The 21,787-nt window shown below is 68.5% G+C and carries 20 protein-coding genes; 9 read left to right on the top strand and 11 right to left on the bottom strand.

Going from position 1 to position 21,787, the window contains the following annotated elements:
* Position 1: 1 nt before the first annotated feature.
* From gyrB to dnaA, 6 genes are all read right to left on the bottom strand, one after another.
* Entirely contained in the window at positions 2-2,062 is a 2,061-nt protein-coding gene (gyrB, locus tag HJD23_RS20410; RefSeq protein WP_180686096.1) for a DNA topoisomerase (ATP-hydrolyzing) subunit B, read from the bottom strand.
* Between the two features lie 479 nt (positions 2,063-2,541).
* On the bottom strand, positions 2,542-3,075 hold the full coding sequence (locus HJD23_RS20415; RefSeq protein WP_171113786.1) for a DciA family protein: 534 nt from the start codon (positions 3,073-3,075) through the stop codon (positions 2,542-2,544).
* Positions 3,072-4,193 (bottom strand): DNA replication/repair protein RecF, encoded by a 1,122-nt coding sequence (gene recF / locus HJD23_RS20420; RefSeq protein WP_171113787.1) that lies wholly within the window; start codon positions 4,191-4,193, stop codon positions 3,072-3,074. The genes HJD23_RS20415 and recF overlap by 4 nt, the downstream gene beginning before the upstream one ends.
* A 74-nt stretch (positions 4,194-4,267) precedes the next feature.
* A complete protein-coding gene (gnd, locus tag HJD23_RS20425; protein ID WP_171113788.1) occupies positions 4,268-5,143 on the bottom strand; it encodes a phosphogluconate dehydrogenase (NAD(+)-dependent, decarboxylating) in 876 nt (291 codons plus the stop codon).
* A gap of 196 nt (positions 5,144-5,339) precedes the next feature.
* Positions 5,340-6,470, bottom strand: coding sequence for a DNA polymerase III subunit beta (dnaN, locus tag HJD23_RS20430; protein WP_141316129.1), 1,131 nt, complete (start codon positions 6,468-6,470; stop codon positions 5,340-5,342).
* An 859-nt stretch (positions 6,471-7,329) separates the two neighbouring features.
* Entirely contained in the window at positions 7,330-9,213 is a 1,884-nt protein-coding gene (gene dnaA / locus HJD23_RS20435) for a chromosomal replication initiator protein DnaA (RefSeq protein ID WP_171113789.1), read from the bottom strand.
* A gap of 374 nt (positions 9,214-9,587) precedes the next feature.
* Between dnaA and rpmH the strand changes: the two genes are divergently transcribed.
* The 9 genes from rpmH (at position 9,588) to HJD23_RS20480 (ending at position 16,636) form a co-directional block, all read left to right on the top strand.
* The gene (gene rpmH, locus HJD23_RS20440; RefSeq protein WP_003956500.1) at positions 9,588-9,725 is read left to right on the top strand and encodes a 50S ribosomal protein L34; all 138 of its coding nucleotides are present in this window, start codon (positions 9,588-9,590) and stop codon (positions 9,723-9,725) included.
* A gap of 21 nt (positions 9,726-9,746) precedes the next feature.
* Complete coding sequence (gene rnpA, locus HJD23_RS20445) at positions 9,747-10,118, top strand: ribonuclease P protein component (protein ID WP_141316125.1); 372 nt, start codon at positions 9,747-9,749, stop codon at positions 10,116-10,118.
* Positions 10,115-10,492: a membrane protein insertion efficiency factor YidD gene (gene yidD, locus HJD23_RS20450; protein WP_171113790.1), complete on the top strand. Its 378-nt coding sequence runs from the start codon at positions 10,115-10,117 to the stop codon at positions 10,490-10,492. The genes rnpA and yidD overlap by 4 nt, the downstream gene beginning before the upstream one ends.
* 3 nt (positions 10,493-10,495) lie before the next feature.
* A complete protein-coding gene (yidC, locus tag HJD23_RS20455; protein WP_171113791.1) occupies positions 10,496-11,788 on the top strand; it encodes a membrane protein insertase YidC in 1,293 nt (430 codons plus the stop codon).
* A gap of 15 nt (positions 11,789-11,803) precedes the next feature.
* The gene (locus HJD23_RS20460; protein ID WP_171113792.1) at positions 11,804-12,316 is read left to right on the top strand and encodes a R3H domain-containing nucleic acid-binding protein; all 513 of its coding nucleotides are present in this window, start codon (positions 11,804-11,806) and stop codon (positions 12,314-12,316) included.
* A 105-nt stretch (positions 12,317-12,421) separates the two neighbouring features.
* A complete protein-coding gene (gene rsmG / locus HJD23_RS20465; protein WP_171113793.1) occupies positions 12,422-13,138 on the top strand; it encodes a 16S rRNA (guanine(527)-N(7))-methyltransferase RsmG in 717 nt (238 codons plus the stop codon).
* A 371-nt stretch (positions 13,139-13,509) separates the two neighbouring features.
* Positions 13,510-14,583 (top strand): ParA family protein, encoded by a 1,074-nt coding sequence (locus HJD23_RS20470; RefSeq protein ID WP_171118705.1) that lies wholly within the window; start codon positions 13,510-13,512, stop codon positions 14,581-14,583.
* The gene (locus tag HJD23_RS20475) at positions 14,580-15,683 is read left to right on the top strand and encodes a ParB/RepB/Spo0J family partition protein (RefSeq protein ID WP_171113794.1); all 1,104 of its coding nucleotides are present in this window, start codon (positions 14,580-14,582) and stop codon (positions 15,681-15,683) included. Before HJD23_RS20470 ends, HJD23_RS20475 begins: the two co-directional genes overlap by 4 nt.
* 335 nt (positions 15,684-16,018) lie before the next feature.
* On the top strand, positions 16,019-16,636 hold the full coding sequence (locus tag HJD23_RS20480; protein ID WP_171113795.1) for a GNAT family N-acetyltransferase: 618 nt from the start codon (positions 16,019-16,021) through the stop codon (positions 16,634-16,636).
* Positions 16,637-16,741: 105 nt separating this feature from the next.
* Here HJD23_RS20480 and trxA read toward each other — a convergent pair whose 3' ends face one another.
* The 5 genes from trxA to HJD23_RS20505 form a co-directional block, all read right to left on the bottom strand.
* Entirely contained in the window at positions 16,742-17,074 is a 333-nt protein-coding gene (trxA, locus tag HJD23_RS20485; RefSeq protein WP_141316111.1) for a thioredoxin, read from the bottom strand.
* A gap of 44 nt (positions 17,075-17,118) precedes the next feature.
* Positions 17,119-18,087 carry a thioredoxin-disulfide reductase gene (trxB, locus tag HJD23_RS20490; RefSeq protein WP_171134052.1) on the bottom strand — a complete coding sequence of 323 codons (969 nt, stop codon included), beginning with the start codon at positions 18,085-18,087 and terminating at the stop codon, positions 17,119-17,121.
* 167 nt (positions 18,088-18,254) lie between these two features.
* Positions 18,255-19,169 (bottom strand): hypothetical protein, encoded by a 915-nt coding sequence (locus HJD23_RS20495; RefSeq protein WP_171118465.1) that lies wholly within the window; start codon positions 19,167-19,169, stop codon positions 18,255-18,257.
* Positions 19,166-19,891 (bottom strand): RNA polymerase sigma factor SigM, encoded by a 726-nt coding sequence (sigM, locus tag HJD23_RS20500; RefSeq protein WP_171118463.1) that lies wholly within the window; start codon positions 19,889-19,891, stop codon positions 19,166-19,168. The genes HJD23_RS20495 and sigM overlap by 4 nt, the downstream gene beginning before the upstream one ends.
* 27 nt (positions 19,892-19,918) lie before the next feature.
* Positions 19,919-21,652, bottom strand: a complete 1,734-nt coding sequence (locus HJD23_RS20505) for a protein kinase family protein (protein ID WP_171118460.1) — start codon at positions 21,650-21,652, stop codon at positions 19,919-19,921.
* Positions 21,653-21,787 lie beyond the last annotated feature (135 nt).

Below are 21,787 nucleotides of genomic sequence, written 5' to 3' on the forward strand. Positions count from 1 at the left end.
CTCAGATGTCGAGGAAGCGGACGTCCTTGGCGTTGCGCTGGATGAACTGGCGGCGGGCCTCGACGTCCTCGCCCATCAGGACCGAGAACAGCTCGTCGGCCTGCGCGGCGTCGTCGAGGGTGACCTGGCCGAGGACGCGGTGCTCCTGGTCCATCGTGGTGATGCGCAGCTCCTCGGCGTTCATCTCACCGAGACCCTTGAAGCGCTGGATCGAGTCCTCCTTGATCCGCTTGCCGCGCTGACGGCCCATCTCGATCAGCGCGTCGCGCTCGCGGTCGGAGTACGCGTAGTCGACGTCCTCCCGGCCCCACTTGATCTTGTACAGCGGGGGACGGGACAGGAACACGTGACCCGCCTCGACCAGCGGCCGCATGAAGCGGAACAGGAAGGTCAGCAGCAGGGTGTTGATGTGCTGGCCGTCGACGTCGGCGTCCGCCATCAGGATGATCTTGTGGTAGCGGAGCTTCTCGATGTCGAAGTCCTCGTGCACACCGGTGCCGAAGGCGGAGATCAGCGCCTGGATCTCCTGGTTCTGCAGGATCTTGTCGATCCGCGCCTTCTCGACGTTGAGGATCTTGCCGCGGATCGGGAGGATCGCCTGGTACTCCGGGTTGCGGCCCGACTTGGCCGAGCCGCCGGCGGAGTCACCCTCGACGATGAAGATCTCGCACTTGATGGGGTCGTTCGACTGGCAGTCGGACAGCTTGCCCGGCAGCGACGCGCTCTCCAGCAGGCCCTTGCGGCGGGTCAGGTCGCGCGCCTTGCGCGCCGCCACGCGCGCGGTGGCCGCCTGGATGCCCTTGCGGACGATGTCCGCGGCCTCGTTCGGGTTGCGGTCGAGCCAGTCGTTGAGGTGCTCGTAGACCACCTTCTGCACGAAGGTCTTCGCCTCCGTGTTGCCCAGCTTGGTCTTGGTCTGGCCCTCGAACTGAGGCTCGCTCAGCTTGACGGAGATGATCGCGGTCAGGCCCTCGCGGATGTCGTCACCCGTGAGGTTGTCGTCCTTCTCGCGCAGCAGCTTCTTGTCACGCGCGTATTTGTTGATCAGCGACGTCAGCGCGGCGCGGAAGCCCTCCTCGTGCGTACCGCCCTCATGGGTGTGGATGATGTTCGCGAAGGAGTAGACACCCTCGGTGTAACCGTTGTTCCACTGCATCGCGACCTCGAGCGACAGGTTCTTCTCCCTGTCCTCCGCCTGGAGGTCGATGACCGAGGGGTGCACCACGTCTCCCTTGCGGGAGTTGAGGTACGTCACGAAGTCGACGATGCCGCCCTCGTAGTGGTACGTGACGGTCTTGGGCTCCTGCTTCTCGTCCGCGCCCGCCTCGTCCGCGCCCGCCGTGGCCTTGGCCGACTCGCGCTCGTCAGTGAGTTTGATCGTCAAACCCTTGTTGAGGAACGCCATCTCCTGGAAGCGCCGCGAGAGCGTCTCGAAGGAGTAGTCGGTGGTCTCGAAGATGTCGCTGTCGGCCCAGAAGGTGACCGACGTGCCGGTCTCCTCGGTGGCCTCGTGCCGGGCGAGCGGGGCCGTCGGGACGCCCATCTTGTAGTCCTGCGTCCAGCGGTGGCCGTCGGTCCTGACCTCGACGGCGACCTTGGAGGACAGGGCGTTCACGACGGAGACGCCGACGCCGTGCAGACCGCCGGAGACCGCGTAGCCGCCGCCGCCGAACTTGCCGCCCGCGTGCAGCACGGTCAGCACGACCTCGACGGCCGGCTTGTTCTCGGACGGGACGATGCCTACCGGGATGCCTCGGCCGTTGTCGACGACCCGGACGCCGCCGTCGGCGAGGATCGTGACGTCGATGGTGTCCGCGTGCCCGGCCAGCGCCTCGTCGACGGAGTTGTCGACGACCTCGTACACGAGGTGGTGCAGTCCTCGCTCACCGGTCGAGCCGATGTACATGCCGGGTCGCTTGCGGACCGCGTCCAGACCCTCGAGGACGGTGATGGCGCTGGCGTCGTACGAAGCCGTGACCTCGCCGTTCGAGGCGTTGGCCACGGCGTTCACGCCGGCGTCGGTGGACGGGATGTTCTCGTTGGGGTTGCCGGAATCGGCCACGAAGCGCCCTTTCTGGCACAGCACGAGCCGGGCTCGTCGGCGGGTTGCCGGAGCGGCTGCGGCATGTTGCGTTGGTAAGCCTTGTTCAGCGTTGCTCAGCTTTTCCCGGACGGTCCCCACGATCGGGGCGGGATTGCCACCCAGTCTACCGGTAGCGCCGACAGTGATGGGGGTTTGCCGGTACCTGAGTCCGCATGTGCCGCCCTGAACCATCCTCGGCCGGGTCCCGATATGCGGAAGGGGGCTAGAAGAGGCTCACAGAGGCACTCAGCGCTTCCGGGCGTCAACCCTTCGCTACTCCGGGGTCAGGTCAGGATTCGCAACCGCGTGCGGTTGTACGACGATCGGTGCGCGCCTGTGGACAACGGCGAACGCAGGGCGCCACCGACGTGACGTCGGTCACTCGCAGAACGTGATACAGCTCACCTCTGAGCGGCGTGGCTTGAGCGGGAACGGCGTGGCTCGTCGAGCGGCGCGCCTCACCCGTAGGTGTCGCCGGGCCCGGTGCTCCCCGGGGCGCGCAGGGGGCCGTAGCGGCGGGCGGGGCCGCCGGGACCGTGCACCTTGATCGCCTTGACCGCGCCGTGTCCGAGGTCCTCGTTGAGGCGGGCGACCAGCGTGGGGGCGAGCAGCCGCAGGTTGGTGGCCCAGGCGGTGGAGTCGCAGCGCACAACGAGCACCCGCTCGTCCTCGTCGTACTTCTCCGGCACGCAGTGCTTGGCCACGTCGTCGCCGACGATCTGCGGCCAGCGGCCCATCACGCCGCCCACCGCGGCCGGAGCCTCCCAGCCGCGCTCGCTGATCAGCCGGTTGATGGCGGAGCCGAGCGCCATGGGGTCGCGGCCGTCGGCGCGCGCGCCGGAGCGCAGGCCACCGCGGCGTGCCTGCTTCTTCTGCTGTACCGCGTCCCCACGCGCGCGTGCGGCCTCCTTCGCCGCCCGCAGCGCCACGCGCGCGAGATCGACGCCGGAGGGCTCGCGGGTCTTCTTCGGGGCCGGTTCGTCTGTGGTCATGCGCGCTCGACCGTCCCGTCCGCCACGGTGTACCGCGCCCCCACCAGCACATGCGGTACGTCGTCGTCGACCGCGGCCGTCACCAGCACCTGCTCACCGGGCGCGACCAGCTCGGCCAGCCGCTCACGGCGACGGGTGTCCAGCTCGGCGAAGACGTCGTCGAGAATCAGCACGGGCTCGTTGCCCTCGGCGCGCAGCAGGTCGTAGGAGGCGAGGCGCAGCGCCAGCGCGTAGGACCAGGACTCGCCGTGCGAGGCGTATCCCTTGGCGGGCATCTCACCGAGTTTGAGATTCACATCGTCCCGATGAGGTCCCACAAGGGTGACGCCCCGCTCGATCTCCTGCTTGCGGGCGTCCGCGAGCGCGGCCATGAGCTGCTCGAAGAGTGCCTCGCGCGTGTGGGCGTCGCCCGGGGAGGACGGCTTGTACTCCAGGGCGACCGGACCGCCGCCGGGGGCCAGTTGTTCGTACGCCTTGTCGGTGAGCGGCTGAAGCGCGGCGATCAGTTCGAGACGCTGGGCGAGCAGCTCGGCGCCCGCGCGCGCGAGGTGCTGGTCCCAGACGTCGAGTGTGGACAGGTCCATGGTCCGGCCGCCGTGCCGCCGGGCCAACGCGGCCGTCTTCAACAGGGTGTTGCGCTGCCTGAGGACCCGGTCGTAGTCGGAGCGCACACCGGCCATGCGCGGGGAGCGAGCGGTGATCAGCTCGTCGAGGAAGCGGCGCCGCTCGCCGGGATCGCCCTTGACCAGGGCGAGATCCTCGGGGGCGAACAGCACCGTCCGTACGATGCCGAGCACGTCACGCGGCCTGACCTGCGAGGACCGGTTGATGCGGGCGCGGTTGGCCTTCCCCGGGTTCAGCTCCAGCTCGACCAGTTGCTGCCGCTCGCCCTGCCGGACCTGGGCGCGGATGATCGCCCGCTCGGCGCCCACCCGGACGAGGGGCGCGTCGGAGGAGACGCGGTGGCTGCCGAGGGTGGCGAGGTAGCCGATGGCCTCGACGAGGTTCGTCTTGCCCTGGCCGTTGGGGCCGACGAAGGCGGTGACGCCCGGGTCGAGCGGGACTTCGACCCGGGCGTACGAGCGGAAGTCGGCGAGCGACAGATGCGTGACGTGCATGGTGGTGCGCCGACCTCCCCCTACGTGGTGTCCCGGGGTTTCCCCAGGGTGTGGACTACTTCTTCGGGTGTGGACTACTTCTTCTCGACCGCGTGGCCGCCGAACTGGTTCCGCAGCGCCGCGATCATCTTCATCTGCGGCGAGTCCTCCTGGCGCGAGGCGAACCGCGCGAAGAGGGAGGCCGTGATCGCGGGCAGCGGCACGGCGTTGTCGATGGCGGCTTCCACAGTCCAGCGGCCCTCACCGGAGTCCTGTGCATAACCGCGCAGCTGGTCCAGGTGCTCGTCCTCGTCGAGGGCGTTGACCGCGAGGTCGAGCAGCCAGGAGCGGATGACGGTGCCCTCCTGCCAGGAGCGGAAGACCTCCCGGACGTCGGTCACGGAGTCGACCTTCTCCAGCAGCTCCCAGCCCTCGGCGTAGGCCTGCATCATCGCGTACTCGATGCCGTTGTGGACCATCTTCGCGAAGTGCCCGGCGCCCACCTTGCCGGCGTGCACCGAGCCGAAGTTCCCCTCGGGCTTGAGCGCGTCGAAGATCGGCTGCACCTTGGCGACGTTCTCCGCGTCGCCGCCGTACATCAGCGCGTAGCCGTTCTCCAGGCCCCAGACGCCGCCGGAGACACCGCAGTCGACGAAGCCTATGCCCTTGGCGGCCAGCTGCTCGGCGTGCTTCTCGTCGTCCGTCCAGCGGGAGTTCCCGCCGTCCACGACGACGTCACCGGGCTCCAGGAGCTCGGCCAGCTCGTCGATCGTCGACTGGGTGGGGGCACCGGCCGGGACCATCACCCATACGACGCGCGGGCCGCTCAGCTTGCCCACAAGCTCTTCGAGGCTGTGGACATCGGCGAGGTCCGGGTTGCGGTCGTATCCGACGACGGTGTGGCCCGCGCGGCGGATCCGCTCGCGCATGTTGCCGCCCATCTTGCCGAGGCCGACGAGACCGAGCTCCATCAGTTGTGTTCCTTAGGTTGCGACAGGTGTTGCGAGGTGGCGTTGTGGCACTTTCGTACCTGCGTCCGAGCCTAAACCCGGACTCTCGCGCACATCTGTGGGCATACGCGCTCAGGCGTACGGCCCTCACCTGCGGCTTCGCCCACGTCGTGAATCCACAGGCTGGGGGCGCCGAGGGCGTGTACGGATCCGCGCGTCAGCCGCTCAGTCGCACCGGCATGATCAGGTACTTGTACGCCTCGTCCGCCTCCGCGTCCACCGCGGGCTTGCCGCTGAGCAGCGCGGGCTTGGTGGACGTCGTGAAGGACAGCTGGGCCACCGGGGAGTCGATGGCGCTCAGGCCGTCCAGCAGGAAGGTCGGGTTGAAGGCGATGGAGATGTCGTCGCCCTCCAGCTGCGCGTCAACCCTTTCCACAGCCTGTGCGTCGTCGCTGGAACCGGCCTCCAGGATCAGCACGCCCTGCTCGAAGCTCAGCCGCACCGGAGTGTTCCGCTCGGCGACCAGGGCCACGCGCTTGACGGCCTCGACGAACGGCGCGGTCTCGATCACCGCGACGCTGTTGAACTCCGTCGGGAACAGCGTGCGGTACTTCGGGAGGTCGCCCTCCAGCAGGCGGGTCGTCGTCCGCCGCCCGGCGCCCTCGAAACCGATCAGGCCCTCGCCCGCGCCCGAGCCGGACAGCGCGAGCGTCACGCTGTCACCGCTGGTCAGCGATTTGGCGGTGTCGAGGAGCGTCTTGGCGGGCACCAGGGCGACCGCCGAGGCGTCCGGGTTCTCCGGCTTCCACAGGAACTCGCGGACCGCGAAGCGGTAGCGGTCGGTGGAGGCCAGGGTGACCCTGTCGCCCTCGATCTCGATGCGCACACCGGTGAGCACGGGCAGCGTGTCGTCCCGGCCGGCGGCGATGGCGACCTGGGCGGCCGCGGCGGCGAAGACCTCGCCGGGGACCGTGCCCGTGGCGTTCGGCATCTGCGGCAGCGCCGGGTACTCCTCCACAGGCAGGGTGTGGAGGGTGAACCGGGAGGAGCCGCACACCACCGTCGCCCGTACACCGTCTGTGGAAATCTCCACCGGCCGGTTGGGGAGGGCGCGGGAGATGTCGGCGAGCAGCCGGCCGGAGACCAGGACCGTGCCCTCCTCCTCGACCTCCGCCTCCACCGACACGCGCGCGGAGACCTCGTAGTCGAAGCTCGACAGGCTCAGCTGGCCGTCCTCGGCCTTCAGCAGCAGGCCGGCGAGGACAGGCGCCGGCGGACGGGCCGGGAGGCTGCGCGCCGCCCAGGCCACGGCCTCCGCGAGTACGTCGCGTTCCACCCGGATCTTCACTGTTGCCGCCTCCTGCTGTTGCCGGCGCTTCTCGCCCTGCCTGGCTTCGTCGTCTGTCTCGGTGTCACCGGCCCCTGGGAAGGGAAGGACACCCGGGGACCAGTCTGACGCACGGCACTGACAGTAGGTGCCTCTCGGGGTCAAGTCGTGACGAGGGGCAGCCGGGCGCCGAACGGCGAGTTGTGCACAGGGCCCTCTTCGAAACGAATTCCGCGCTCTCTCTAGTCGGGAGTAGTAGTAGGGCCTGTGGATACCGTGGATAACTTCGTTTGCGCAGGTCAGCGCGGAGATTTTGTCCACGGGGCCTGTGGGCGGCGGCGGTGGACAACTGAGCCCGTCTGTGGAGAAAAGAAAGTTCTGCACACCCCATGCACAGGGTGAGGCGACTTCTCCCCAGGGCCGTCCCCAGCTTTACCCACCTTTCCCACAGCCCAACCCGGCACCTTTGTGTGACGCCTTTCACTCGGCCCGGTGATCAGGCGCGTCGGGTTGCCGAACAGTGGACAGGGCTGTGGAGAACCTGGGGATCGCTGGGGACAACCACCCCCAGCCTGTGGGTTGTCCGTGGACAACTCCGTCCACCGCTTGTGGATCCGCTTGCTGTCCACAGTCTGTGGAGATCGTTCGTCCACCAATCCACAAGTAGCTGACCTGGTCTGATGGTCTTTCAACAGGCGCGGCTGTGGATACGATCTGGACAACTTCGCAGTCCCCAGGATGTGGACGGAAAAAACTCCACGAATCTGTGGAGAGTGGCCGTAACGCGGCACGTATTCGAACACCGGATGGCCGGGGAACGACGAAGGGCGCCCCGGGGATCTCGGCCCGGGGCGCCCTCAGCGGCGTACGGTGGCTGCTGTCAGCCGTTCTTGATGCGGTTCGTCAGCTCGGTCACCTGGTTGTAGATGGAGCGCCGCTCGGCCATCAGATTGCGGATCTTGCGGTCCGCGTGCATCACGGTGGTGTGGTCGCGGCCGCCGAACAGCGCGCCGATCTTCGGCAGCGACAGATCCGTCAGCTCACGGCACAGGTACATGGCGATCTGCCGGGCCGTGACGAGCTGGCGGCCCCGCGAGCTGCCGCACAGGTCCTCGACCGTGAGGCCGAAGTAGTCGGCGGTCGCGCTCATGATGGCCGTCGAGGTGATCTCTGGCGTGGAGTCCTCGCCGCCGGGGATCAGATCCTTCAGGACGATCTCCGTCAGGCCCAGGTCCACCGGCTGCCGGTTGAGCGACGCGAACGCCGTCACTCTGATCAGCGCGCCCTCCAGCTCACGGATGTTCCGCGAGATCCGCGAGGCGATGAACTCCAGCACCTCCGGCGGGGCGTTGAGCTGCTCCTGTACCGCCTTCTTGCGCAGAATCGCGATCCGCGTCTCCAGCTCGGGCGGCTGGACGTCGGTGATCAGGCCCCACTCGAAACGGTTCCGCAGCCGGTCCTCCAGCGTCACCAGCTGCTTCGGCGGCCGGTCGCTGGACAGCACGATCTGCTTGTTCGCGTTGTGGAGCGTGTTGAAGGTGTGGAAGAACTCCTCCTGCGTCGACTCCTTGTCCGCCAGGAACTGGATGTCGTCGACCAGCAGGATGTCCATCTCGCGATAGCGCTTGCGGAAGCTGTCGCCCTTGCCGTCGCGGATGGAGTTGATGAACTCGTTGGTGAACTCCTCGGAGCTCACATACCGCACGCGCGTGCCCGGGTACAGGCTCCGCGCGTAGTGTCCGATCGCGTGCAGCAGGTGCGTCTTGCCGAGCCCCGACTCCCCATAGATGAAGAGGGGGTTGTACGCCTTCGCCGGCGCCTCCGCGACGGCCACCGCGGCCGCGTGCGCGAAACGGTTGGACGCGCCGATGACGAACGTGTCGAAGAGGTACTTCGGATTCAGCCGCGCGGTCGGCTCCCCGGGACCGGTCGCCGGCGCGGGCTGCGCGGCCAGCGGACCGGGGGCGCCGCTGGACACCGGCAGCGTGGTGCCGACGGGGCCGCGGTGCACCTGCCCGCCGCCGACCGACGGCTCGGGCAGCTCACGCCGCGCGTCGCGCTGGTCGTAGTCGCCGCGTGACGGGTCGTACTCGGAGCGCTGCTGCTCGTAGCCGTGCGGGCGGTACTCCTGCGCGGGCGGGCCGTAGGAGTCGTGGGACGGGGAGCCGTAGGAGTCCTGTGAGCCGTACGACTCCTGCGACGGCGTCGCGTACGGGTCCCGCTCCGGGAAGCCGAGGCGCGGCTGCTGCCAGCTGTACTCGTCCTGCGACGGCCGTGGCCAGGCGCCCGGCTCGGGGCGCTGGTACTCGGACGGGTAGGCGGGGCGCGGGCTGGGGAGCTGGTCGCCGGGCGAGCCCGGCGGCTGCTCGGCGCGGTGGCGGCCGTAGCCCTCGTACTGTCCGTCGTACTGTCCGGACGACGGGAGCTCGGGCTCCTCGTAGCGCGGCTGGGGATGGGCGGGGGGCGCCGGCGGGGACGGGGGCTCGCCCGCGGAGTCGTCGACGGTGATCGCGATCCGGATCGGGCGGCCGCACTCACGGCTCAGCGTCTCGCTCACGATCGGGGCGAGGCGGCCCTCCAGCACACCCTTCGCGAACTCGTTCGGTACGGCGAGCAGCGCGGTGTCGGCGACCAGCGCGAGCGGCTGGCAGCGCCGGATCCAGTGTTCGTCCTTGGCCTCGACGCCCTGCCCACGGCCCTCACCGAGAAGCTGCTCGAGTACTCGTGGCCACACTGCGGCAAGATCGGCAGGTACGTCAGCCACAGGGCACGCTCTCTCACGGGTCCCACGAACGTGTGGTTGTGGGACGGGTCGGGATGTAAATCGGGTCGGGCGGGGATAAGGGAACGAATCGGAGTCCAGCCACGGTAGTCAGGGCGACGGGTGCGGTTCAAGTTGTTGTCCCCAGGCTGTGGACAGTGTCTCGCGGTGACCCCTGGTTTGACCGGATGGCGCAGCCGCGCGTACCGTAACCAGGTCGAGTTGTCGATGGCTGCTGCCGCCTGCCTCCGATGGGCACAGATCGCGTCAAGGTGATCGGAAAGCGGTGCACTGGGGCGTAACGCGAGCTACTCGTGGGCGCACGGTGACAGCCAGGACGGCACCCCGCCACCACCGATTTCTTCTGGAGCCCCCGAGTGAGCAAGCGCACCTTCCAGCCGAACAACCGTCGTCGCGCCAAGACCCACGGCTTCCGGCTGCGTATGCGCACCCGTGCCGGCCGCGCGATTCTCGCGTCCCGCCGTAGCAAGGGTCGCGCCCGCCTGTCCGCCTGATCTCGATCAGGTCATGACGTCGTGCTGCCCACCGAGAACCGGCTGAGGCGGCGCGAGGACTTCGCGACCGCGGTACGACGAGGACGCCGGGCCGGACGCCCACTCCTCGTCGTCCACCTTCGTAGCGGTGCCACGGACCCGCACGCGCCTGGGGAGAGCGCTCCCCCGACGCGTGCGGGTTTCGTCGTGAGCAAGGCTGTGGGCGGTGCGGTCGTGCGCAACACCGTGAAGCGCAGACTGCGTCATCTGATGCGTGACCGGGTCGACCTGCTGCCCCCCGGTAGCCTGGTAGTCGTACGAGCGCTGCCCGGCGCGGGCGACGCCGACCACGCACAGCTGGCCCGAGACCTGGATGCCGCCTTGCAGCGGCTGCTGGGAGGGGGCGCGCGATGAAGTACCCGCTGCTGGCGCTGATCAAGCTGTACCAGTGGACCATCAGCCCGCTGCTCGGGCCGGTGTGCAAGTACTACCCGTCGTGTTCCCACTACGGCTACACGGCCATTGACCGGCACGGTGCCCTCAAGGGCACCGCACTCACGGCCTGGCGCATCCTGCGTTGCAATCCGTGGTCGCTGGGCGGTGTGGACCATGTCCCGCCGCGCAAGCGTCCGCGGTGGCACGAAATGCTGCGCAACGCCTGGCGCGCACGCAAGGGCGGGCCCTCCGCCGCCGAAACGGCCACCGACGAGAATGTTCCTTCGAGTCCTTCGAACGACGTTCCTTCGAGCCCGGCCGCAGAGACCTCGTCCCATGCGCAAGGAGCATGATTAGTGGACACGATTGCCAGCCTCTTCAGCTTCATCACGACACCCGTCTCATGGGTCATCGTCCAGTTCCATTCGCTGTACGGTGCGCTCTTCGGCCCTGACACGGGCTGGGCCTGGGGCCTGTCCATCGTGTCGCTGGTGATCCTGATCCGTATCTGCCTGATCCCGCTCTTCGTGAAGCAGATCAAGGCGACCCGGGCCATGCAGACGCTCCAGCCCGAGATGAAGAAGATCCAGGAGCGTTACAAGAACGACAAGCAGCGTCAGTCCGAAGAGATGATGAAGCTGTACAAGGAGACGGGCACCAACCCGCTTTCCTCGTGCCTTCCCATCCTGGCGCAGTCGCCGTTCTTCTTCGCCCTGTACCACGTGCTCAACAGCATCGCGTCGAACGACACCATCGGTGTGATCAACGAGCGGCTGCTGGCGAGCGCGCAGAAGGCGCACATCTTCGGCGCCCCGCTGGCCTCGAAGTTCACGGACAGTTCCGGTGAGGTCGCGGCGCTCGGCTCCACGATCACCGATGTGCGGGTCGTCACCGCCATCATGATCGTCCTGATGTCGCTGTCGCAGTTCTACACCCAGCGCCAGCTGATGACGAAGAACGTCGACACCTCGGTGAAGACGCCGTTCATGCAGCAGCAGAAGATGCTGATGTACATCTTCCCGGTCATCTTCGCCGTCTTCGGCATCAACTTCCCGGTCGGTGTCCTCGTGTACTGGCTGACCACCAACGTGTGGACCATGGGCCAGCAGATGTACGTCATCCACAACAACCCGACCCCGGGTTCCAAGGCCCAGGCCGCCTACCTGGACCGCCTGTACAAGCACGTCACGCACCACGGCAAGACCCGCAGCCGGCGTGAGCGTGTCATCATCAAGGCCATCGTCGCCAAGGGCCGGGACCGCAATGACTACGAGCGCAAGTTCATCAACGGCCTGAGCAAGGCCGGTCTCGCGGCCCAGTCCGACGGCACCGTCGTGAAGAGCGAGGCCGCCGTGGCCACCGTGACCGAGGACGGTACGCCGACCACGACCGCCGCTCCGAAGCGTCAGCAGCCCAAGCGGCAGCCCAAGTCCAAGCGGCAGGCCACCGGTGCTCCCAAGCCCGCAGGCGGTGCCGAGAAGACCTCCGCGGCGTCGACTTCGCTGAGCAAGTCCGACGATCCGCAGGACGCCAAGCCGGCCGAGTCCGCCGGCAAGGCGGCGCCCAAGTCCGGTGGCGGGGGCCGCAGCCGGGCCCAGTCCGGCCAGCGCAAGGGTCCGCAGCGGCCCAAGTCCTCGTCCAAGAAGTAAGAAGGAGTCCATCCCGTGACGGAAGGCACCACCTCCGCCGCTGCCGAGGGTGCAGACACCCTGACCCGCCTGGAGCAGGAGGGTGAGATCGCGGCGGACTACCTCGAAGGTCTGCTGGACATCGCCGATCTCGACGGCGACATCGACATGGACGTCGAGGGGGATCGCGCCGCTGTCTCGATCATCAGCGACACGGGGACCCGTGATCTGCAGAAGCTGGTCGGCCGGGACGGTGAGGTGTTGGAGGCGCTCCAGGAACTCACGCGCCTGGCCGTGCACCGGGAGACCGGTGACCGCAGCCGGCTGATGCTGGACATCGCGGGCTACCGCGCCAAGAAGCGCTCCGAGCTCTCCGAGCTGGGCGCCAAGGCCGCCGCCGATGCCAAGAACAGCGGCGCGCCCGTGAAGCTCAAGCCGATGACGCCGTTCGAGCGCAAGGTCGTGCACGACGCCGTCAAGGCCGCGGGGCTGCGCAGCGAGTCCGAGGGCGAGGAGCCGCAGCGCTTCGTCGTCGTGCTGCCTGCCTGAGCGGTCCCACGCTCCACCGGCCCCGTCTGTTGCGCAGGCGGGGCCGATCTTTGTCAGCCTGGTAGTCAGCGCGCGTGCGCTGCAGGGTACGGAAGGACGGTCCCCGTGACGGAGGCAGCGGAGCTCCCCCCCGCTCCCGAGGAGGCCCGGGCGGTGTTCGGTGATCGTTTCGCGGACGCGGTCCGGTACGCGGAGCTACTGGCCGAGACGGGCGTGCAGCGAGGGCTCATCGGCCCTCGCGAGGTGCCCCGGCTGTGGGAGCGGCATCTGCTGAACTGCGCGGTGCTCTCGGAGGTCGTGCCCGAGGGGGTCACCGTCTGCGATGTCGGGTCCGGTGCCGGCCTGCCGGGCATCCCGCTGGCCCTGGTCCGTGAGGACCTGAAGATCACGCTGCTGGAGCCCCTGCTGCGGCGGACGAACTTCCTCACCGAGGTCGTCGAGCTGCTCGGCCTGGACCATGTCACCGTTGTGCGTGGTCGTGCAGAGGAGGTCATGGGCAAACTGCCGCCGGTCCATGTGGTGACGGCACGGGCGGTGGCCCCGCTGGACCGACTGGCCACCTGGGGCATTCCGCTGCTGCGGCCCTACGGCGAGATGCTCGCGCTCAAGGGCGACACCGCGGAGGGAGAGCTCAAGGCCGCGGCCACCGCGTTGAGCAAGCTCGGGGCGGTGAGCACATCCATCCTGCACGTGGGCGAGGGCGTCGTGGACCCCATGTCCACGGTCGTGCGCGTCGAGGTCGGGGAGAGCCCCGGCGGTGTGCGCTTCGCAGCGAAGCGGGCGAAGGCGGCACGGACGGGGCGGACGCGCCGGCGGCGCTGACCGTCCCGAGGGCTGATCCATCCCGAGGGCTGATCCGTCCTGAGCGCTGATCCGTCCTGAGCGCTGATCCGTCCTGAGGACGAGACGTACTCCACACAAGCTGCCAAACCTATGCGTCACGGAGTGTCGCGACAGTCCGGTCACGGCTGCTGTGCATCGTGTTTCACGTGAAACGTCGCTCACTGCTGCACGGCATCATCAGCCGCGGCCGCGCCGCGGCCGAACCCCGCGACCGTAAGCCTCTTGGCTCACTCGGCGAGGCTCCTGCGGTTTCCGATGACACTGCGTCCCCCTCAAGGGGCGCCGAGTTGTCCACAGAGGTGGATTTCTCCACAGAACACCAGGCCTCACTGGTTCACGACCCCGAAGGCATGGGAGGCTCTGTTCATTGCGAGCCTGAAGTCGAGGAGAGTGAATCCTTGCGGTCCGACGCCAACATCGCGGGACCGATGACCGATCCGGTCCCCGGTCCCCGTACCGAGTCGCCGGGGGAGGATGTTTCACGTGAAACACCGCCCCCGATGGACGACACTCCCATCGGTCGTGCTGCCCAACTGGCGGTCGAGGCTCTGGGCCGGGCCGGTGAGGGTCTGCCAAGACCTGAACAGACCCGTGTCATCGTCGTCGCCAACCAGAAGGGTGGCGTTGGCAAGACGACGACGACCGTCAACTTGGCCGCTTCGCTGGCTCTGCATGGCGGCCGTGTCCTGGTGATCGACCTCGACCCACAGGGCAACGCGTCCACCGCTCTGGGGATCGACCACCACGCCGAAGTCCCTTCCATCTACGACGTGTTGGTCGAGAGCAAGCCGCTCTCGGAGGTTGTCCAGCCGGTCCCCGACGTCGAGGGTCTCTTCTGCGCCCCTGCCACGATCGATCTCGCCGGTGCGGAGATCGAGCTGGTGTCCCTGGTGGCGCGGGAGAGCCGTCTTCAGCGAGCGATCCAGTCCTACGAGCAGCCACTGGACTACATCCTCATCGACTGCCCGCCCTCGCTCGGCCTGTTGACGGTCAATGCGCTCGTGGCCGGCCAGGAGGTTCTCATCCCGATCCAGTGCGAGTACTACGCGCTGGAGGGCCTGGGTCAGCTGCTGCGCAACGTCGACCTGGTGCGGGGGCACCTCAACCCCGCGCTGCATGTCTCGACGATCCTGCTCACCATGTACGACGGGCGGACGCGCCTTGCCTCCCAGGTCGCGGACGAGGTGCGCAGCCACTTCGGCGACGAAGTGCTGCGGACGAGCATTCCTCGCTCGGTCCGTATCTCCGAGGCGCCGAGCTACGGGCAGACGGTTCTGACCTACGATCCAGGATCGAGCGGTGCCCTCTCCTATCTTGAGGCGGCACGAGAAATCGCGCTGAAGGGTGTCGGCGTCAGCTATGACGCGACGCACGCCCATATCGGCGCCCAGAGCGAACAGAGCATGGTGGAGGGGATCCAGTGAGCGAGCGACGGAGGGGGCTGGGCCGTGGTCTCGGGGCACTGATCCCTGCGGCCCCGACCGAGAAGACGCCGGCCCAGGCTGCGGTGGGAGGTGTTGCATCGGCGTCTCCCACGGCGGTGCCGGTGCTTCCCTCCGACCGGGGCGTGGCCGCGGCGAAGGTGGCCACGCTGCCGCCTGTTTCACGTGAAACCGAAGAGCCGTCGGTGAGCGGCGCGGTGGACATGCCCGCCCCTCCCATGGGCGCCCACTTCGCCGAGCTTCCCCTTGACTCCATCAAGCCGAACCCGCGGCAGCCCCGTGAGGTCTTCGACGAGGACGCGCTGCACGAGCTCGTCACCTCCATCAAGGAGGTCGGTCTTCTCCAGCCGGTCGTCGTACGACAGCTGGGTCCCGCTCGCTATGAGCTGATCATGGGCGAGCGGCGCTGGCGGGCCTGCCGTGAGGCGGGCCTCGAAGCGATTCCGGCGATCGTGCGCGCCACGGAGGACGAGAAGCTCCTCCTCGACGCCCTGCTGGAGAACCTGCACCGGGCGCAGCTCAACCCGCTGGAAGAGGCGGCTGCCTATGACCAGCTGCTGAAGGACTTCAACTGCACACATGACCAGCTGGCGGACCGTATCGGCCGGTCCCGTCCGCAGGTTTCCAACACGCTGCGTCTGCTGAAGCTCTCGCCGGCGGTTCAGCGCCGGGTGGCGGCGGGTGTGCTCTCTGCCGGGCACGCGCGGGCCCTGCTCTCCGTGGAGGACTCGGAGGAGCAGGACCGGCTGGCTCATCGGATCGTGGCCGAGGGGCTCTCGGTGCGCGCCGTCGAGGAGATCGTGACCCTTATGGGATCGCGGCCCAAGGCGGCTCAGCGTTCCAAGGGACCGCGGGCCGGCACTCGGGTCTCTCCGGCGCTGACCGACCTCGCGACCCGTCTCTCGGATCGCTTCGAGACACGCGTCAAGGTCGACCTCGGGCAGAAGAAGGGCAAGATCACCGTGGAGTTCGCCTCCATGGAGGATCTTGAGCGAATCCTCGGCACGCTTGCCCCGGGCGAGGGTCCCGTCCTGCAGAGGAGCCTTCTGGAGGGCGGCGACCCCGAGGAGACGGACGACTGAGGCCCCGGGCGGCGGTGTGATCCCGCTCAGCAGGCGTTCGTGCGGGCCGTGTCCGGTGTGTACCGGAACATGGCCCGCACTTTGCTTTCTGGCGGTATCGATGGAATCGCTTCATGGATACGATGCGTTCGGGTATGGCGCATCCACCTGGCAGTACGTCTGCGGTACGTCTATGAGAGGGCGGGGGCCATGCGAACGATGAGCCGGACCGGACTGCTGAGCGCGGGACTGGGCCTGGGCGCGGTCGGCGGATTCGTCGGCAGCCTGCTCAGGGAACGGAGTGCTCTGACTGCCGCACGCGATGCGGCGGGCGAGGGAAGCGAGGAACAGCCTTCATGGGGCGTCGGCTCGTACCGCTCACGCTGGACAACCTTCAGGACCTTCCCCGGCGCTGTCGCACGTGTGTCTTCTGGGAGCTGGACCCAGTCAGTGGCGAGGCAGCGGTAAAGGCGGGCACGCCCGCGCTGGAGAAGGAAGCCTGGATCTCGTCCGTCCTGCTGGACTGGGGTTCCTGCGGGCGAGTCGTCTATGTCGACGAGACACCGGTCGGTTTTGTGCTCTACGCGCCACCGGCCTACGTGCCCCGTTCGATGGCGTTCCCGACGAGTCCCGTCTCGCCGGACGCGGTGCAGTTGATGACCGCGTTTATCGTGCCCGGGTACCAGGGCCAGGGACTGGGACGCGTGATGGTCCAGACGGTGGCCAAGGATCTGCTGAGGCGCGGCTTCAAGGCGATCGAGGCCTTCGGGGACGCCCGCTGGAAGGAACCCGCCTGTGTGTTGCCCGCCGAGCATCTGCTGGCGGTGGGCTTCAAGACGGTTCGGCCGCATCCCACGTATCCGCGCATGCGGCTGGAGCTACGGACGACTCTCTCCTGGAAGGAAGACGTCGAGATGGCACTGGACCGGCTGCTCGGGGCCGTCCAGAAGGAACCAGCGCTGCGACCGCTGTAGGGCATCAGCACCGCGACCGCTGTCAAGCAAATGGGCCAACCCGGTTGGGTTGGCCCATTCGTGTTTCACGTGAAACATGTGCCGTCGGCTCGACGGCACAGCCCGTCATTCGGCGATGAAGTCCTCAAGGTCGCGCAGGATCGCGGCCTTCGGCTTGGCACCGACGATGGTCTTGGCGACCTCGCCGCCCTGGTAGACGTTCAGGGTCGGGATCGACATGACACCGTACTTGGCGGCCGTACCCGGGTTCTCGTCGATGTTCAGCTTGACGATCTCGATCTTGTCGCCGTACTCGGCGGCGATCGCCTCAAGGGACGGCGCGATCTGGCGGCACGGACCGCACCAAGCGGCCCAGAAGTCCACCAGGACGGGCTTGTCGCTCTTGAGGACGTCCTGCTCGAAGGAGTCGTCGGTCACATTCTTCAGGGTGCCGGCCACAGCGGGCTCCTTAACTGGTTGGTGCGTGGGGCTGGGTGAGGGGGTCAGACAGTGGTCTTCTCGGGCTCGGCCTTCTCCTCGTCCGCGAGTGCGGCGAGGAAGCGCTCGGCGTCGAGGGCGGCGGCACAGCCGGTGCCGGCCGCGGTGATCGCCTGGCGGTAGGTGTGGTCCACCACGTCACCGGCGCCGAAGACACCGGTCACGTTCGTCCGGGTGGAGGGGGCGTCGACCATGAGGTAGCCCTCCTCGTCCAGCTCAAGCTGGCCCTTGAACAGTTCGGTGCGCGGGTCGTGGCCGATCGCGATGAACAGACCGGTCACCGCCAGGTCCGACAGCTCGCCGGTCTTGACGTTGCGCAGCTTCAGACCCGAGAGCTTCCCGTCGCCCTGGATCTCGGCGACCTCGCTGTCCCAGACGAACGTGATCTTCGGGTCGGCGAAGGCGCGCTCCTGCATCGCCTTGGAGGCGCGCAGGGTGTCCCGGCGGTGGACGACCGTCACGGACCTGGCGAAGCGGGAGAGGAAGGTGGCCTCCTCCATCGCGGTGTCGCCGCCGCCGATCACGGCGATGTCCTGGTCCTTGAAGAAGAAGCCGTCGCAGGTGGCGCACCAGGAGACACCGCGGCCGGACAGGGCGTCCTCGTTCGGCAGGCCGAGCTTGCGGTGCTGCGAGCCGGTGGCGACGATCACGGCCTTCGCGCGGTGCACCGTGCCGGCGGTGTCGGTGACGGTCTTGATCTCACCGGTCAGGTCGATGTTGACGACGTCGTCCGGAACGAGTTCGGCGCCGAAGCGCTCGGCCTGGGCGCGCATGTTGTCCATGAGCTCGGGGCCCATGATGCCGTCCTGGAAGCCGGGGAAGTTCTCCACGTCCGTGGTGTTCATCAGGGCGCCACCGGCGGTGACGGCACCCTCGAACACCAGTGGCTTCAGCGACGCGCGCGCGGTGTAGAGCGCCGCCGTGTAGCCGGCGGGCCCGGAGCCGATGATGATCACGTTACGGACGTCGCTCACGGCTTGATTCCTCGTCTCTGGACTGCGTCGTTCGACCGGTGGGAGCCCGTCTCAGACTCTCACCCCACCCAACGGATCCTAAGGGGCGCGCATTCCCGCCGTGTCCGGGCACACGGAGAGCGGTCCCTTGAGCGGATAGTGCTCTCAAGCGGGAGCGGAGAGTGCTCTCAAGGCTGCTTGTAGGAATGCTTCAGCAGAACCTCGGCCGAGGCGGAAGGCGAGTCCTTCACGCAGGTGGCATTGACGACGTAGGCCGTGACCCGTGAGGGGTCCGAGGTGTCGGGCATGACCACGAGCAGGGCAGTCGTCCCCTGGTATGTGCCGGGTTCGGTCGCCAGGGCGTCGTCGTCGCGTCCGATGCCCTTCTGCACGCACTCGGGCACCGTGACCGTGGGCCTGGTGAGGATACGGGGACCGTCGGAGCCGGAGGTGGACTCCCCAGGCAGATCACGGGGGGTGCGCAACGAGCCGCCGGACTTCTCCGTCTTGGCGAGGAGGTCCGCGACCTGCTGTTCCAGCTTCCCTTCGGAGAAGGTGTCCGCGGCTGCGGACTGCCGCTTCTGGGCGGTGGTGCCCTGGTCGCCCTCAAGAGAGGACACCAGGAGGGACGCCAGCCCCAGGGCCCCGACGGAGAGGACGGCTCCCAGGACGGCGACCCTATGGCGCCCGCCACGCTTGCGCTCCTTGCGGCCCGGGCCGGTGGTGGAGGGGCGGGCACCACCCGAGGGGCGATCCGCCGGGGTCGATGTTTCACGTGAAACATGCGCGCCGTCGCCCGCGCGGGCCGCTTCGACGGGTGCCGGGGTGCTCACCGCGTCGGGCGCCGTGGCATTGAGCAGCGCCTCCGCGGCGAGCGCGGCGTCGATCCGCTCGGCGACGTCGGCGGGCATGCGGGCAGGGCCCGGCAGTGTGCCGAGCATGCCGCGGATCTCCTCCAGCGAGGCGAAGACGTCCGCGCAGAGCTCGCACTCGTCCAGATGGCGTCGTACGTCCGCGGTCCGGGACGGGGGGAGCAGGCCTTCGGTGAGGTCGGAGATCTCCGTGACGTCCGGGTGCCCGGCCGTGTCCGTCGTGGAAGTCACGCTCGCCCACCTCCGCCCTTCACAGCAGCTGAATCGCTTGGCCCTGCATTCCGTGGGCCCGCATCGTGCGGTCCCGCTGCCGGTGGGACGGATGTCCCCTGCGTCCGGTTCCGTCCAGCGGCCGGCTCTTCGTCGTCGCCGGTGTTTTCAGGTCGCAGATGGGTGAGCAGCGGCAGGAGCCTGGCTCTGCCGCGGGCGCAACGGCTTTTCACCGTCCCGGTCGGCACGTCGAGGACGCGGGCGGCCTCGGCGACCGGGTAGCCCTGCATGTCCACCAGGACGAGGGCCGCGCGCTGCTCGGGTGGGAGGGTACCGAGCGCTTCGAGGAGCTGGCGGTGCAGATCGTTGCGTTCGGCGGGCGCCGAGGCCGACTCGTGCGGCTCCAGCAGTTGCTCCAGCCGCTTGGTGTCGTCGACGGGGGACGTCTTCCGGGAGGCCGCCTTACGGGCGCGGTCGAGGCAGGCGTTCACCGTGATCCGATGCAGCCAGGTCGTGACGGCCGACTGGCCGCGGAAGGTGTGGGCAGCCCGATAGGCGGAGACGAGAGCGTCCTGGACCGCGTCAGCCGCCTCCTCGCGGTCGCCCAGCGTCCGGAGGGCGACCGCCCAGAGCCTGTCGCGGTGCCGCCGCACGATCTCACCGAAGGCGTCGGGGTCACCTTCCACATGCCGGGCGAGCAGATCCTGATCGCTCGCCGTCTCGTACCCGGCGCCTTCCGCCATCGGACCCCCTCCCCCTTCGGTGAGACGTCAGCCCGTGAACTTCACGTCGGTGACGGCTTGCTTGTAACCGGCGCCGCTGTAGCCGTCGGTGGGTGCGTTCGGCACTGCCGTGATCCACAACAGCACGTACTGCGTCTTCAGCGACTTCGACGCCTTGACCGACAGAGAGGTGCCGCTCGTGGTGGCGGTTCCGATCTCCTGCATTCCGTCGACCCCGGTCGAAGGGCTCAGCGAGTCGGTCGCGTAGAGATGAACCGTCGTGTGATCGCCCGGGTACCGGAGCCCTATCGACGCGGCCGAGATCTCCTGGGACGAGCCGAGGTCGTAGACGATGCCCACGCCGGGCTTGTAGGGAGCCAGCTCCGGACCGTCGTTGTAGCGCTTGGTGCGCCAGAAGGTCGAGCTGTCGCCGTCGTAGGTGCTGCCGACGTCTTCGGGGGCCTGCGCCTCGCCGCTCGCGATGTACTCCCGAGCCCCTTCGATGGTGAGCGGCTTGGCGTCCGGCTTCTTCTCCCCGGAGCTCTTGTCGTTGCCGTCCGTGGTCTGCGACTTGTTCGGGTCGTCCGACTGGGTGCCGCGCTCCATCAGGGCGTCCGCGAGCTGCCAGCTGCCCAGCCCCAGCGCGGCGATGAGCAGCGCGGAGACGGCCCACTTCAGGGCCTTGCCGGTACGGCTCTGCAGCGGGGGCGGCGGCGACGACACCGGCTGGGTGACGCCGGGGTGGGGTGCGGGGCGGCCGTATGTGCCCTGCTGGTACGTCGTGCGCTGGTAGTCCGGCGGCGCGGTGAACGCGGGCTCCGGCGGGCGGATGCGGGGCATCTCGCCGATCGCCTTCACCAGTTCCTCCGGCGTCGTGCAGGGGGACTCGTGCCGTGAGGCGGTCGCGCCGTCATTGGCGAGCGCGCGCATGGCGAGCTCCGACAGGCCGCGGTGGACGCCGGCGCGCACCTGGTCCGGGGGGATGAGGCCGACGTCCTTGGGCAGCCCCGACAGACCGTAGGCGTTGCTCTCGTACGGCCAGCGCTGGGTGAGCGAGGCGTACAGCAGGGCGCCGATCGCCTCGGTGTCGGTGCGCTGCGGGGTGTCGGAACTGATGCCGCGCAGGGCGGCGTTCACGGCCAGGCCGCGGATGCGCCACTGTCCGGTGGACGTGCGCAGGACGGCGTTGGGGTTCAGCCGGAGATGGGCGAGACCCTCGCGGTGGGCGGCGGCCATGGCGGCGGACACCTGACTGACCATCTGGTAGGCGTCATGCGGCTCCAGGGGCCCGGAGGACAGGAGCGTGGTGAGCTCCGTGGCGTCCGGCAGCCACTCGTGCACCACATACACCAAGTCGTTCTCCTCGACGGCGTCGAGGACCTGGACGAAACGGGGATCGCCGAGCAGCGCGGAAGAACGGGCCGCGGCCAGCACGGAACGGGCCCGGGAGTGGTCCGCGGGCAGGACATGCACGCCGACAGCGCGGCGCAGCTTCTCGTCCACCGCACGCCAACTGCTGAAACCGTCCAGACGAGTGACGCAGTCCTCGAGTCGGTAGCGTCTGGCGAGCTTGTGACCGCTGTGCAGTTCGGGCGGTGAGGCCTTCGCTCCGGGACCCTCGGTCCCGCCACTCCCCTGTGCCACGTCGTGTTCCGTGTCCCGCTCCGGGTTCTTGGCCACCCCGTCGGCCGTGGACTGGTCCGCCTGGTCCGCCTTGGCGGTCAGCGGCTCGTCGCCGCTGTTGTCTGCCACGTCGACGGCAGCCGTGCTCCGTTCCGCCACCGTCGTTCCTGCCTCCCCATCCATAGCGCGCCGGCCGAACTCCGTTGCGCGCCGTCCGACGCCGAAACCAATTGTGCCCACAGTCCGCCGCTATGCACGACACGCGGTGGCGGACGATGGTTGTGCGCGTACCCC

It is taken from the genome of Streptomyces sp. Z423-1 (assembly GCF_013009255.1).
Classification (GTDB): Bacteria; Actinomycetota; Actinomycetes; order Streptomycetales; family Streptomycetaceae; genus Streptomyces; species Streptomyces gossypiisoli.

Bases quoted from the DNA above. Each gene is read 5' to 3' on its own strand.
- HJD23_RS20480 (WP_171113795.1), top strand. From the start codon at position 16,019: ATGGGGCGTCGGCTCGTACCGCTCACGCTGGACAACCTTCAGGACCTT.
- yidD (WP_171113790.1), top strand. From the start codon at position 10,115: ATGAAGTACCCGCTGCTGGCGCTGATCAAGCTGTACCAGTGGACCATC.
- sigM (WP_171118463.1), bottom strand. From the start codon at position 19,891: ATGGCGGAAGGCGCCGGGTACGAGACGGCGAGCGATCAGGATCTGCTC.
- HJD23_RS20470 (WP_171118705.1), top strand. From the start codon at position 13,510: ATGGGAGGCTCTGTTCATTGCGAGCCTGAAGTCGAGGAGAGTGAATCC.
- recF (WP_171113787.1), bottom strand. From the start codon at position 4,193: ATGCACGTCACGCATCTGTCGCTCGCCGACTTCCGCTCGTACGCCCGG.
- HJD23_RS20415 (WP_171113786.1), bottom strand. From the start codon at position 3,075: ATGACCACAGACGAACCGGCCCCGAAGAAGACCCGCGAGCCCTCCGGC.
- gnd (WP_171113788.1), bottom strand. From the start codon at position 5,143: ATGGAGCTCGGTCTCGTCGGCCTCGGCAAGATGGGCGGCAACATGCGC.